The following is a 14,026-nucleotide window of genomic DNA, read 5'->3' as shown; positions in this document are numbered from 1 at the left end:
CCTGATTTGACCGGGGCGTCATTTCATTTCTTCTTCATCGCATCCAAAAGCGCCGATCCAAGCCCACCCACCTGAGGCCCGCCCGATGATTTCGGGCCGGAGGATATATTGCGCCCACCTGGTTTGCCGCCACGCGGTGGGCGGCGGTCCTGTTGCTTGCCCGGACCCCGTGCATTGCGATCTTCCTTGGCTGACGCCCCGCCATCCTTGCGCATGGTCAACCCGATACGTTTGCGCGGAATGTCCACCTCGGTCACGGTCACCTTGACCACATCGCCGGTTTTCACCACCTCATGCGGGTCTTTCACGAACCGATCGGCCAGTTGGCTGATATGCACCAGCCCATCCTGATGCACCCCAATATCCACGAAGGCCCCGAAGGCGGCCACATTGGTCACCGTGCCTTCCAGCACCATGCCGGGTTTCAGGTCTGAAATCTCTTCCACGCCATCGGTAAAGCTCGCGGTTTTGAAGCTGGGTCGCGGGTCGCGGCCCGGTTTTTCCAGTTCCGAAAAGATGTCGCGCACGGTCGGCAGGCCGAAATCACCACTGACAAAATCCGCCGCTTTGAGAGATTTCAAAGCGCCTTCATTGCCCATCAGGTCCCGCAGATCCCGCCCGCAGGCGGACACGATTTTCCGCGCGACATCATAGGCTTCCGGGTGCACGGCGGAGGCATCAAGCGGTTCTTCCCCGTCCCGGATGCGCAAAAACCCCGCGCATTGTTCAAAGGCGCGCGGCCCAAGGCCCGACACCTTCAAAAGCGCCTTGCGCGACGGAAATGCGCCGTGGATATCGCGATGGGTGACAATGGATTGCGCCAGCGATGACGACAGGCCCGACACATGGGCAAGCAGTGGCGCCGAGGCCATGTTCAGGTCCACCCCCACCGCGTTCACTGCGTCCTCAACCACCGCTTCCAGCGATTTTGACAGGCGGCGCTGGTCCACGTCATGCTGATATTGCCCGACGCCGATGGATTGCGGGTCAATTTTCACCAGCTCGGCCAGCGGGTCCTGCAAGCGCCGTGCAATTGACACCGCGCCCCGCAGCGATACGTCGAGCTCGGGGAATTCCTTTGCGGCCAGTTCGGACGCGGAATAAACCGACGCCCCGGCCTCACTGACCACAACCTTGGTTGGGGCTTTCATGCCCGCAGGCAGGCGTTTCAGCGTGTCGGCGACCAGGCGCTCTGTCTCGCGCGAGGCGGTGCCGTTGCCAATGGCAATCAGTTCGATTTTGTGTTTGGCGATCAACGCAAGGATTGCGGTCTGTGCCCCCTGCACATCCATTCTTGGCTGAAACGGATAAAGCGTGGCCGTGTCCAAAAGCTTGCCGGTGGCATCCACAACGGCGGCCTTCACCCCGGTGCGAATGCCCGGATCCAGACCCAATGTGGTGCGCGGCCCGGCTGGGGCGGCCAGAAGCAAGTCTTTGAGGTTTCGGGCAAAAACATCAATCGCTTCGTCATGGGCGCGGGCACGCAGGTCCCCCATCAAATCCAGCGTCATCGACAGCGCAAGCTTTACCCGCCACGCCCAGCGGGCGACGGTGCGCAGCCACTCATCCCCGGGGGTTTGACCGCCGGCCTCCAACCGGGCCGCAACCATATCCACCGCCCGCACCGCGCCCTCTTCATCGGGTGCAATATCAAGTGTGATCACCCCTTCTTTTGAGGCGCGCAGCATGGCCAGCGCCCGGTGTGACGGGGTTTTTGACCACAATTCCTGATGGTCGAAATAATCCGAGAACTTTGCCCCGGCCTGTTCCTGACCTGCGACAAGCTTGGCCGTCAGAAGGGCCTCGCGCTGCATGAATACGCGCAGGGCACCGACAAGTTCCGCATTTTCCGAGAGCTCTTCGACCAGAATGTCCCGAGCGCCATTGAGCGCGTCTTTTGCTGTCGGAACGGCCTCGCTCAGGTAAGCTTCGGCATGGGTCACGGGGGCGATGGTTCGGTTGCTGCGGATTTTGTCCAGAAGCGGTTCCAGCCCGTTTTCCCGCGCGATCATCGCCTTGGTGCGGCGCTTGGGTTTATAGGGTAGATAAAGGTCTTCGAGTGTGGATTTCGTGTCTGCCGCGGCGATGGATCTGGCCAGGTCTTCGGTGAGTTTTCCCTGATCCCGGATGCTGCCCAGAATGACCTCGCGCCGGGCTTCCATCTCACGCAGATAGGTCAGCCGGTCGGCAAGTGTGCGCAGTTGGGTGTCATCCAGCCCGCCGGTGACTTCTTTCCGGTATCGGGCGATGAAAGGCACGGTGGCACCGCCATCAAGCAACTCAACTGCTGCATTAACTTGTTGGGAAGACGCGGAAATATCGGTTGCGATGGTCTGGGAAATGCGGGTGTTGGTGTCCATGATCTCTCCTGTTCGGGTGACCTGTTTAGCGTCAGTTCCGAGGCTGGGGAAGGGGGAATGAAAAGGCGTGCTGGCGGATTATCGCCCGCGTTTGGTCGAGAGCAGCAGGTTGGTTTCGGACCGCGTGATACCTTCCATCCGACGAATGGCAAAGAGCACCTGATCCAGTTCTTCCAGGGTCTGGGTGCCGATTTCGGCAATCAGGTCCCAGGTGCCGTTTGTGGAATGCACGGCCATGACCTGCGGAAGGGCGGCGACGCGGGACATGAGCCGTTCGGTGCCGCGCCCCTCGATGCCCAGCATCATCAGCCCCCGAACGGGGTTGGGGGCCACGTCCTGCCGGGTGACAACGGTGAAGCCAACCACCTCTCCTCGTGCCTTGAGGGCGTCAAGCCGGCTGCGCACCGTGGTGCGTGTGACCCCAAGGTGGTCGGCAAGCTCTGACACCGAGGCACGGCCATCGCGATGCAGCAGTGTCAGGAGGCGAGTGTCCAGTTTGTCCATCAATGCTTTCCAATTTGATCAATGCTGGCTCATTTTGAGCAATTTAATCCCTTCCGGCAAGCCGGATCCTCGCGAATAGATGAGATATGGAACAGAAAAACATCATTCTCGTTGGGGCCCCGATGGATTCGGGCAAGAAGCGTCAGGGGTGCCGGATGGGCCCGGACGCCTATCGGGTGGCTGGTCTGGCCGAGGCGCTGGCGGCACTAGGACATCAGGTGGAAGATATCGGGGATGTGGTCCCGGACCCGGAGAACATGCCCGCGCATGATCATCTGGTTCAACTGCCGGAATGTGTCGGTTGGACACGGGCCTTGAGCCGCGCGGCCCAGGCATCTGCAGCGCGAGGGATGCCGATTTTTCTGGGCGGAGATCATGCGCTTGCGATGGGCTCGGTGGCCGGGATGGCGGCCTATGCCAAGTCGCAGGGGCGCCCTCTTTTTGTTCTTTGGCTGGACGCGCATACGGATTTCCACACGCCACAAAGCACCGAGAGTGGCAACCTGCATGGCACCCCGGTCGCTTATTTTACCGGGCAGCCGGGGTTTCATGATTTTCCCGCGCTGGAAGCCAAGGTAGAGGTTGAACATGTGGGCATGATGGGTCTGCGCTCGGTCGATCCTGCGGAACATGCGGCGCTGGCCAAACATAATGCGATGCTGGCCGATATGCGGGCGATTGATGAACATGGGATCAAGGCACCCCTGGTGTCATTTCTGGATCGGGTGAAAGCGGCAAACGGGATGCTGCATGTGTCGCTGGATGTGGATTTTCTGGATCCGTCCATCGCGCCCGCGGTTGGCACAACCGTCCCCGGGGGGGCAACCGAACGCGAGGCGCATCTGGTGATGGAGCTTCTCTGTGACAGTGGGCTTGTAACCTCTTTGGATCTGGTTGAGCTGAACCCGTTTCTGGATGAGCGTGGGCGCACGGCCATGCTGATGGTGGACCTCACGGCCTCGCTTCTGGGGCGGCGTGTGTTTGATCGTCCCACCCGGAGCTTTTGATGATTGCGCTTCAGGCCCCTAGCGCGGTGGTCATGATCCGGCCCCATGCCTTCATGTCAAACCCCGAGACACGGGATGACAACGCGTTTCAGACCCTGTCGAACCGGTCGGCAAAAGCGACGTCGGTGGCGGCGCGCGACGAACATGATGCAGCGGTTGAGGCTTTGCGGGCCGCCGGGGTTCGGGTGCATGTATTTGATGATCTGGGGGAAAAGAATACACCGGACAGCGTGTTTCCGAACAATTGGTTTTCCACCCATCCCGGTGGTCATGTGGCCATCTATCCGATGTTTGTCCCGTCCCGGCGCCGCGAACGGCGGGCCGATGTGATCGAGATGCTCAAGGCGGAATACCGGGTGCAGGATGTGATTGATTACTCGGGACTTGAGGCCGACAATCTTGCCCTGGAAGGAACGGGGGCGATGGTGCTCGACCACCTGGCGCGCATTGCCTATACGGTGTCGTCGCATCGGGCCGATCCGGTGCTGCTGGAGCGGTTCTGCACCCATTTCAACTATGAACCCATGGTGTTCGAGGCACGCGATGCGCAGGGTCGGGATGTCTATCACACCAATGTCCTGATGGGGATCGGCACGGAATATGCGTTGATTTGCCTTGATATGATCGTTGATCCGGCGCGGCGCGCCGAGCTGCGGGCGCGGCTGGAAGAGACGGGGCGCAAGGTGATTGACCTCAGCCATGAGCAGATCGGTGAATTTGCCGGCAATGCGATTGAGCTGACCGGGCGGGACGGGCGCATTCTGGCCCTGTCCGCACGCGCCCTAAAGGCGCTGCGCCCGGATCAGATCGCCATTATCGAACAAAGTGCGGCGCCGTTGCCGCTGTCCATACCCACAATCGAAACTGCGGGTGGATCCGTGCGCTGCATGATTGCCGGCATCCACCTTGCTCGCCGTTAAGGAGCCATGACCATGCAACCGTCCGACAAGGCGCTGGTGCCTTTTGTATCCGTCGACCACATGATGAAACTGATCCACCATATCGGGCTGGAACAGATGATGACCGGGATCGCGGCCGAGATTGAACGCGATTTCAAACGTTGGGAAAGTTTCGACAAGACCCCGCGTGTGCCCGCCCACTCACCGCATGGGGTGATTGAGCTGATGCCGACCTCAGATGGTGAGGCCTATGGGTTCAAATATGTGAACGGGCATCCGAAAAACACCTCGGAGGGGTTGCAGACCGTGACCGCCTTTGGCCTGCTCGCGGATGTCTATACCGGTTATCCGACGCTTCTGACCGAAATGACGATCCTCACGGCACTGCGCACTGCGGCGACTTCGGCCCTGGTGGGGAAATACCTCGCCCCCAAGGGCGCGACCACCATGGCGATGATCGGAAATGGCGCGCAGTCAGAGTTCCAGTGTCTGGCCTTCAAGGCGCTTTGCGGCATCGACACTGTGCGCCTTTATGATACCGACCCGGCGGCAACTGCAAAATGTGCGGCAAACCTTGCCGGGCGTGGATTGACCGTGGTGCAATGTAAAACGCCTGAAGAGGTGATCGAAGGCGCGCAGATCATCACCACCTGCACGGCTGACAAGAAAAACGCTACGATCCTGACCGACAACATGGTCGGAGCGGGTGTGCATATCAATGCCATCGGGGGGGATTGTCCGGGCAAGACCGAGTTGCATCGCGACATCCTGTTGCGCTCAGATATTTTTGTCGAATACCCGGAACAGACCCGCATTGAGGGTGAGATTCAGGCGTTGGACGCTGATCATCCGGTGATCGAAATGTGGCAGGTGATGACCGGGCAGGTCCAAGGCCGCAAGGATGACCGCCAGATCACGCTGTTTGACAGTGTCGGCTTTGCAATCGAGGACTTCTCGGCGTTGCGATATGTCAAGCAAGCCATTGAAGGCACCGAGTTCTTTGAAACTCTGGACATGTTGGCCGACCCGGATGACCCACGGGACCTGTTTGGCATGGTCAATCGGGCGAAATAACGCAACCATACCGAACGGGTGGAAAGCGTGCCCCGCTTTAGCGTCAAAAAGCAATAAACTGCCGAGTATTCAATACGGGTGGTGGCCGAATTCTATTACGGTTAGGTTAGGGCAATCTATCTTGTCTGATGCCTTCTGGTGACTGGAATTCTGCCGTGACACGCCTGCGCTCTGCTATTGGATCATTGGTGCTGGGCACCGGTTTTTTGCTTGGGCTGGCATGGCCGGGACTGGCATTGGATCAGCTTACGTTCAAAGTGACAGGCGCGTCGTCTGAGCTTCGGGACAGTCTGAAATCCGCCTCTTTGCTGGAACAGGCCCACCGGGCGCAGGACGGCACCCCGCGTGAGCTTTTTGCCGCAGCTCTTGCTGATTATGGCCGCCTGACCGAGGCCCTTTATGGTGAGGGCTACTATGGTGGCGTGGTCCAGATCAGGGTGGACGGACGAGAGGCGGCGGATGTCCCGCTTTTCTCAGTGCCCAAACACATTCAGCGCATCGACATACAGATTGATCCCGGCCCGCTGTTTCGCTTTGACAGGGCAGGGGTGTCGCCGCTGGCCCCCGGTCACGCCCTGCCGGAGAATTTTCGTGCAGGCAAGGTGGCGCGAAGCGGCGAGGTGCAGATAGCCCTTGATGGGGCGGCCGAGGCCTGGCGCGATGCCGGGTATGCCAAGGTCGGGCTGGCAGCCCAGACATTGCGGGCAAATCACGCCACCCGAAAACTGACCGCCCTCCTAAAGCTTGATCCGGGGCCGAAAGTGCGTTTTGGCACACTGGTTCAACAAAGCGAAAGCGGTGTGCGGGCCGCGCGCATTCAGCGGATTGCCGGCCTGCCGACAGGGGAAGTGTTCTCCCCCGCAACCCTGCGCAAGGTGGCGACGCGTTTGCGGCGCACCGGGGCGTTCGCCTCTGTATCGCTGAGCGAAGGTGAGGTTCTGCGGGCTGGAAATGTGATGGATATCGGCCTGTCTCTTGTGGATGAAAGGCCCCGCCGTTTTGGGGCCGGGGCAGAGCTGTCCACGTTGGATGGCCTGACCCTGACAGGTTTCTGGATGCATCGAAACCTCTTGGGGGGCGCGGAACGTTTTCGCGTGGATGGAGAGGTCAGCGGGATCGGCAGCGTGGATGGTGGGCTGGATTACAGGCTCGGCGCGCGCCTGGACCAACCGGCCACGTTCGGCGCGGATACAAACGGGTATCTGCTCGCCACCCTGTCCTATGAAGATGAACCGGGTTTCATTTCCCGGAAAGTGGAATTGGGGGCAGGTGCCAGCCGGATCTTTTCGGACAGTCTGACGGGCGAGCTGGGGGTCGGGCTGAGCTATGCCGAAACCACTGATTTCAAAGGGGATCGCCGGTTTGTTCTGCTGACCCTGCCGGGGGCGCTGACATGGGACCGGCGCGACAATGAGTTAAACCCGACCGAAGGCTTTTATCTGCGGGCAGATGCCAAACCTTTCCTGTCGCTCGAAGGGGAAGGTGCCGGGCTGTGGGCGCTGACGGATGCCCGCGTCTTTCATGCGCTGGATACGGAGGCCCGCTATGTGCTGGCCGGCCGGATGCAGCTGGGAGGGGTTTTTGCAGGTGCGACGGGCCACATCCCACCCGATTTCCTGTTCTACTCCGGCGGGGGCAACTCCGTGCGGGGGCAACCCTATAAATCTCTGGGCGTGACCCGAAACGGAAAAATGACAGGCGGTCAGGGATATCTGGCCCTGTCGGCTGAAATGCGGGCGGACGTGACGGACAAGATCGGCGTTGTCGGCTTTTTTGATGCGGGTCACGTGGGGGATGCCGGGGTTTTCCAAGGGAAAGACAGCTGGCATTCCGGGGCAGGTCTGGGGCTTCGATACCAGACCCCAATCGGCCCGCTGCGATTGGATCTTGGGGTGCCGGTGACAGGGGATACTGGCAACGGGCTGCAACTCTATCTCGGGATTGGACAAGCATTTTGAAGCGCATTCTTCTCATATGGCTGGTGACCGTGCTGCTGCCCGGCCTGGCATGGGCGCAAGAGGCTCGTTTGCAGTCGGAACTGGACGACCGCGGCTATCTTCAGGCGTTTTTGGAGGACAACCTTTCGGATGTGGGGCGCGATATTCGCATCATCGGCTTTGAAGGGGCGCTGAGTGCCAAAGCCAAGGTGGCCCAGATCACGGTTGCGGATGAAAAGGGGATCTGGCTGACATTGAACGAGGTGGGGCTGGGCTGGAACCGGACCGCAGTTCTGGGCGGGGTGCTGGATATTTCCGAGCTTTCCGCTGAGGAAATCCTCCTGACCCGCCGCCCCATCACAAGCAACGAGGCTCCCTCTCCCGAGGCAACCGGGTTTTCCCTGCCGGACCTGCCAATTTCAATTGATGTGGAGAAAATTTCAGCCTCTCGGATTGTCATCGGGGCCGAGGTGTTCGGTCAGGCGGCAACCATGTCTTTGCAGGGCGAGGCGCATTTGTATGGGGGCAGCGGGTCTGCCCGGCTTGTGCTGGAACGCGAAGACGGAGTGTCTGGGCAGTTCTCGCTGGAAGGGGCGTTCACGAATGTCACCCGCGAGTTGACGCTGGACCTTGATCTGTCCGAAGCGCCGGATGGGATCGCGGCCAATCTGATCAACCTGCCGGGGCTTCCTTCCGTGGATATGCGTGTAAGCGGTAGCGGGCCGTTGACAGATTTCGTGGCCGACATCCAGTTGTCGACCGATGGCGAGGAACGGTTGGCCGGTCAGGTGAAGCTGGGTGAAGATCAAGAAGGCCAGTCACAGTTCAAGGTTGAGCTGGCAGGGGATATCGCCCCCGTTTTCCTGCCGGATTACCGCGCGTTTTTCGGAGACGAGATCAGCCTGACCAGCCTGGGGCATCGTCAGGCCAGTGGCGCATTGGTTCTGGAACAGCTGGCACTGTCTACCCGGGCCTTTTCCATGCAGGGGTACGCAGCCCTTTCCCCGGATGGCTGGCCTGATCAGGTTGAGCTGAGCGGGCAGCTTGCAGGGAACGCGGATGGACGGGTGCTTTTGCCTCTGCCGGGGGAAAAAACCTATGTGAACGCGGGTGACTTCTCCCTTCAATATGATCGCAGCGAAGGTCAGGACTGGCGATTTCGCGCGGCCTTGGACAGGGTGGAACGGGCGGATGTTTCCCTTGAATCCGCGGCAATCGTCGGTCGCGGACAGCTTGGGCCTGCGACGGCGGGCAAGACCGGGTATGCCTCCGGTGATTTGTCCGTCACCCTTGCAGGGCTGACCTTTGTTGACCCGGCCCTGACCAAGGCGATCGGGTCAAAAGTAACGGGCAAGCTTCAGGTTGACTGGCACGAAGGCGCGCCCGTGGTCCTGTCCGGGCTTGATCTGACCAATGGCATTGCCCGCCTGCAGGGCGAGCTGGTTGTGCGGGATTTCGCGTCTGGAATGGTGGTCAAAACCCGCCCGGCGCTCTTGTTGTCGGTATCCGATCTTGCGCCATTTGACCAATGGGTCGGGCAGGATCTGCGCGGTGCGGCTGATCTGGTGCTGACCGGGCAGGCCAACCTTCTGGGCGGCGCGTTTGACGTGCGACTGGTTGGGACCGGAGAGGCGCTTGCCTTGGGGCAGCCGCGTGTGGATCCCCTTTTGGCGGGGCAGACCCGGCTGGAAGTCATTGCGGTGCGCGATGCTGAGGGGCTGCGCCTGCAAAAGGCGGATATCGTTTCAGACCACGCCTCTTTCCATGCCAGTGCGGATCTGAAAACCGGGGCCTCAAAGCTGGATTTTTATGCGGAGGTCAAACAGGTCGCGGTGGTGGATCCCGGCCTGACCGGTGCGGTCACCCTGTCAGGGACGGCCATACAGACCCAGGACCGCTGGGCCCTGAATGCCGAAGGAGAAGGGCCCGGTAGGGCGACGCTTATGTTCTCGGGTATCGTGGCGACCAAAGATGGTGCTCCAGAGCGTATCGAGGGACAGGTGACAGGGCGCATTGCCCGTTTGGCAGACCTGCAGGGGGTGATTGGCCAACCGGTCTCTGGCGATATTGAGCTTTCGGCGCAGGGTAATATGGCGGTGGAAAGTGGCGCGTTTGACGTGTCGCTCGATGGGACCGGGCGCAACCTGTCCATTGGCAATGCCATGCTGGATCCGCTGACCCTCGGGAACAGCCAGCTGTCGCTTGCGGCGCACAGAGAGGCCGGGCAACCCATCCTGTTGGATGACCTGCGCCTGACAACGCGTGAGGTGACGCTGACAGCAAGTGGGGAAAGTGGCGACAGGGGGCATTTGCTGCGCTTTGACGGGCGGTTGCGGGATCTGGGCCTGTTGGCAGAGGGTGTTTCGGGGCCCGCAGTGGCGCAGGGCACCGCCCATCTGAACGGTTCGGAATGGGAGATCGAGATTGACGGGCAGGGCCCGAACCAGGCGGATATCAAGGCAAGGGGGAAGGTTGCGTCGGATGCGTCGCGGGCCGATCTGGATATTGACGGATCCGTGCACATGGCGCTGCTAAACCCGCTGATCCGGCCACGGGTGATGACTGGCACGGCGCAATTGGATCTTTCCTTGACGGGACCTCTGGCCCTATCCTCCCTGACCGGACAGGTGGATGTTGCAAATGGGCGGCTGATCCTGCCGCTTTACAATGTGTCTTTGAACCTGAACCGGGCGCAGGCCCGTCTGGCCAATGGACAGGCGCAGGTGGATGTTCTGGCTGCGGTGCAGTCAGGGGGAACGCTGACCGCTCAGGGCAGGTTCGGCCTGTCCGCCCCTTATCAAGCAGATATGCAGATCCGGGCAGATCAGGTGCATCTGAGTGATGGCGTTCTTTATGATACGACGGTGAACGGTAAGGCCGATCTGGCTGGCCCGTTGCGGGGGGGCGCTCAACTGAGCGCCAAACTCACCCTTGGCACCACCGAGATCCGCATCCCGGAGGCGGGCCCAAGTGCTGTGCCGATCATGGCTGATCTGGAACATGTGAACAGGCCCGCGGCGGTGACGCGGACATTGAAGAATGCCGGCATGATATCCGAGCCGGGCGAAGATCAGACCGGTCTGGTGTATCCGCTCGACATTACCATTGACGCCCCGTCCCGGATTTTTGTGCGGGGCCGTGGTCTGGATGCCGAACTGGGGGGGCGGTTGCGCATCACGGGCACCAGTGCTGATGTCATCCCGCAGGGACGGTTTGAACTGGTGCGGGGGCGGCTGGACATTCTGGGCAAACGTCTGACCCTGACCACGGGGCAGGTCGGGATGCAGGGCAGCTTTGATCCGATGCTGTATTTCGTTGCTACAAGCCAGACGGATGTGGCGGATGTGTTTATCACCGTTGAGGGGCTGGCATCTGCGCCGGAAGTGCGGTTCTCCTCGGTGCCGGATCGCCCGCAGGATGAGGTGCTGGCCTTGTTGTTGTTTGGCCGGGACATTACCCAGATTTCCCCGCTTCAGGCGCTGCAGATGGCGGCGGCCGTTCGAACCTTGGCAGGTCAGGGGGGGGACGGGGTTGTCGCCAAGCTGCGGGGATCCTTTGCCCTTGATGATCTGGATGTCGCGACCGATGAAAGTGGCGTGACCAATTTGCGCGTTGGCAAATACATCTCGGACAATATCTATAGCGACGTGGTGGTCGGATCCGATGGCACCAGCGAGGTGAATCTGAACCTGAATATCAGCCCCTCGGTCAAGGCGCGCGGTGGGGTGCGGTCAACCGGCGAAAGCACGCTCGGGATCTTTTTTGAGCGCGATTACTGATGTTTAAAGCGTTTCGGGATAAACTTGAGGCTCATGTTTGTTCCGAAACGCCCACGACATTGATATCTCTGACAGTGTTTCGACTTTCCCCTGTCTCAGGTTAAAGTCGAAACGCTTTAACCCCTGTTCAGTCGGGCGATCCCATATCTGACAAGCGAAACGGGCCGCCAAAAGGCAGCCCGTTCCATTGGGGTAATCAAGACAGATCAGCGCAGATCAAACCGATCCGCATTCATGACCTTGACCCATGCCGTCACGAAGTCTGCAATGAATTTCGCCCCCGCATCCTTTTGTGCGTAAACCTCTGACAGCGCGCGCAATTGGGAATTGGAGCCGAACACCAGATCAACGCGGGTGCCCGTCCATTTCACCTTGCCGGTTGCCCGATCGCGCCCTTCAAACAGGGTTTCGGTTTTGTCCGTGGCGGACCAGGATGTGGCCATATCCAGCACATTGACAAAGAAGTCATTGCTCAACGCGCCGGGCCGGTCGGTGAAGACGCCATGCGTGCTGCCGCCATGGTTTGCCCCGATCACCCGAAGCCCCCCAACCAGCACGGTCATTTCCGGTGCGCTCAGGGTCAGAAGCTGCGCACGATCCACCAGGAGCTCTTCCGCAGAGACGGAATAGCGGGCTTTTTGGTAATTGCGGAACCCATCTGCCACCGGCTCCAGCACATCGAAACTCTCCGCATCGGTCTGATCTTCGCGCGCATCCATCCGACCGGGCGTGAAGGGCACGTCGATTGTGTGGCCCGCCGCATGGGCCGCCTGTTCCACGCCAACAGACCCTGCCAGCACAATCACATCAGCCAGCGAGATCTTCTTGCCGCCGGTGGCGTTTGCGTTGAATGCGCTGCGGATGCCCTCAAGCACATCCAGGACACGAGACAGGTTTTCCGGTTCATTCACCTCCCAATTTTTCTGAGGGGCCAGGCGAATGCGTGCGCCGTTGGCGCCACCCCGCATGTCGGACCCGCGGTAGGTTGAGGCCGAGGCCCAGGCGGTGGTCACAAGATCGCGGGTGGACAGGCCAGCGTTTGCAATCTTCGCTTTCAGCGCCGCAATATCGGCCGCATCGACCAGCGGATGATCGACCGCTGGGATCGGGTCCTGCCAGATCAGATCCTCTTTCGGCACATCCGGCCCAAGGTAACGTGTTTTTGGCCCCATATCGCGGTGGGTCAGCTTGAACCAGGCCCGCGCAAACGCATCGGCAAACGCCTCGGGATCTGCGAGGAACCGCCGGGCAATTGGTTCGTAGACCGGATCATATCGCAGCGAGAGGTCCGCGGTGGTCATCATCGGGCGATGTTTTTTCGAAGGATCAAATGCGTCTTCGACCATGTCGGCGTCGTCCACATCCTTGGCCAGCCACATATTGGCCCCGGCCGGGCTTTTCACCAGTTCCCAGTCGTATTTGAACAGAACCTCAAGATAACCCATGTCCCAGGTGGTGGGTTTGGGCTTCCACGCACCCTCGATACCGGATCCGATCGCGTCACCCGCCTTGCCGGAGCCATGGCTGCTGGTCCAGCCCAGCCCCATTTCCTGCAGGCTGGCGGCCTCGGGCTCCGGCCCGACAAGGGCCGCATCCCCTGCGCCATGGGCCTTGCCGAACGTGTGCCCCCCCGCAATCAGGGCGACGGTTTCTTCGTCATTCATCGCCATGCGGCCAAAGGTGTCGCGCACATCAAAGCCAGAGGCCACGGGGTCAGGATTGCCGTTTGGCCCCTCCGGGTTCACATAGATTAGCCCCATTTGCACAGCAGCCAGCGGGTTTTCCAGATCACGCTCACCAGAATAGCGCTCATCGGCGAGCCACTCACCTTCGGCCCCCCAATAGATGTCTTCTTCCGGTTCCCAGATATCCGCGCGGCCACCGCCAAACCCGAAGGGTTTCAGCCCCATGGAGTCAATGGCCACATTGCCTGCCAGAATGAACAGATCCGCCCAGGACAGGGCGTTGCCGTATTTCTGTTTCACCGGCCACAGAAGGCGACGGGCCTTGTCGAGGTTCACATTGTCCGGCCAGCTGTTCAGAGGTGCAAAACGCTGGTTCCCGGTGTTGCCGCCGCCGCGCCCGTCAGCCGAACGATATGTCCCGGCCGCGTGCCAGGCCATGCGTACGAACAGCGGGCCATAATGGCCATAATCGGCGGGCCACCAGTCCTGACTGTCGGTCATCAGGGCGGTCAGATCGGCCTTGACTGCTTCCAGGTCCAGCCCTTCAAAGGCTTTGGCATAGTCAAAGTCGTCGCCCATCGGGTTCGACTTTGCACCATGCTGGTGCAGAATGCGCAGGTTCAGCTGTCCCGGCCACCAATCGCTGTTTGACCGCGTGCCGGTTGAGGTTGCGCCATGGGCCACCGGGCATCCTGTCTTGGCATTTCCGTCCATCATTCTCTCCATTCCTTGACCATGAATTCCGGGCTGAAATTGCCCGTGACAGGATCAGGCTAGGGGG

8 protein-coding genes are annotated in these 14,026 nt (G+C 60.5%); 5 read left to right on the top strand and 3 right to left on the bottom strand.

Translation table 11 applies throughout. The annotated features are described in order from the left end of the window. Window positions 1-23: 23 nt before the first annotated feature. Entirely contained in the window at window positions 24-2,360 is a 2,337-nt protein-coding gene (locus K3J57_RS15695; RefSeq protein ID WP_259797860.1) for a Tex family protein, read from the bottom strand. A 78-nt stretch (window positions 2,361-2,438) separates the two neighbouring features. Next, window positions 2,439-2,864: an Lrp/AsnC family transcriptional regulator gene (locus tag K3J57_RS15690; RefSeq protein WP_173485099.1), complete on the bottom strand. Its 426-nt coding sequence runs from the start codon at window positions 2,862-2,864 to the stop codon at window positions 2,439-2,441. Between the two features lie 86 nt (window positions 2,865-2,950). Between K3J57_RS15690 and rocF the strand changes: the two genes are divergently transcribed. The 5 genes from rocF to K3J57_RS15665 all read left to right on the top strand — a co-directional run bounded on the left by rocF (window position 2,951) and on the right by K3J57_RS15665 (window position 11,560). Continuing rightward, window positions 2,951-3,871 carry an arginase gene (rocF, locus tag K3J57_RS15685; protein WP_259795035.1) on the top strand — a complete coding sequence of 307 codons (921 nt, stop codon included), beginning with the start codon at window positions 2,951-2,953 and terminating at the stop codon, window positions 3,869-3,871. Further along, window positions 3,871-4,791 (top strand): citrulline utilization hydrolase CtlX, encoded by a 921-nt coding sequence (gene ctlX, locus K3J57_RS15680; RefSeq protein ID WP_259795033.1) that lies wholly within the window; start codon window positions 3,871-3,873, stop codon window positions 4,789-4,791. Before rocF ends, ctlX begins: the two co-directional genes overlap by 1 nt. A gap of 12 nt (window positions 4,792-4,803) precedes the next feature. Further along, window positions 4,804-5,844 carry an ornithine cyclodeaminase gene (gene ocd, locus K3J57_RS15675; protein ID WP_375542852.1) on the top strand — a complete coding sequence of 347 codons (1,041 nt, stop codon included), beginning with the start codon at window positions 4,804-4,806 and terminating at the stop codon, window positions 5,842-5,844. A 128-nt stretch (window positions 5,845-5,972) separates the two neighbouring features. Beyond that, window positions 5,973-7,802 carry an autotransporter assembly complex protein TamA gene (locus K3J57_RS15670; RefSeq protein WP_259797858.1) on the top strand — a complete coding sequence of 610 codons (1,830 nt, stop codon included), beginning with the start codon at window positions 5,973-5,975 and terminating at the stop codon, window positions 7,800-7,802. Beyond that, a complete protein-coding gene (locus K3J57_RS15665; RefSeq protein WP_259797856.1) occupies window positions 7,799-11,560 on the top strand; it encodes a translocation/assembly module TamB domain-containing protein in 3,762 nt (1,253 codons plus the stop codon). Before K3J57_RS15670 ends, K3J57_RS15665 begins: the two co-directional genes overlap by 4 nt. 206 nt (window positions 11,561-11,766) lie before the next feature. Here the strand turns inward: K3J57_RS15665 and katG are convergent, their stop codons facing one another. Then, on the bottom strand, window positions 11,767-13,959 hold the full coding sequence (gene katG, locus K3J57_RS15660) for a catalase/peroxidase HPI (protein ID WP_259797999.1): 2,193 nt from the start codon (window positions 13,957-13,959) through the stop codon (window positions 11,767-11,769). Between the last annotated feature and the right edge of the window lie 67 nt (window positions 13,960-14,026).

This window comes from Aliiroseovarius crassostreae, from assembly GCF_025137635.1.
Taxonomy (GTDB): Bacteria; Pseudomonadota; Alphaproteobacteria; order Rhodobacterales; family Rhodobacteraceae; genus Aliiroseovarius; species Aliiroseovarius crassostreae.
This window is presented reverse-complemented; position numbering and strand designations above follow the sequence as displayed.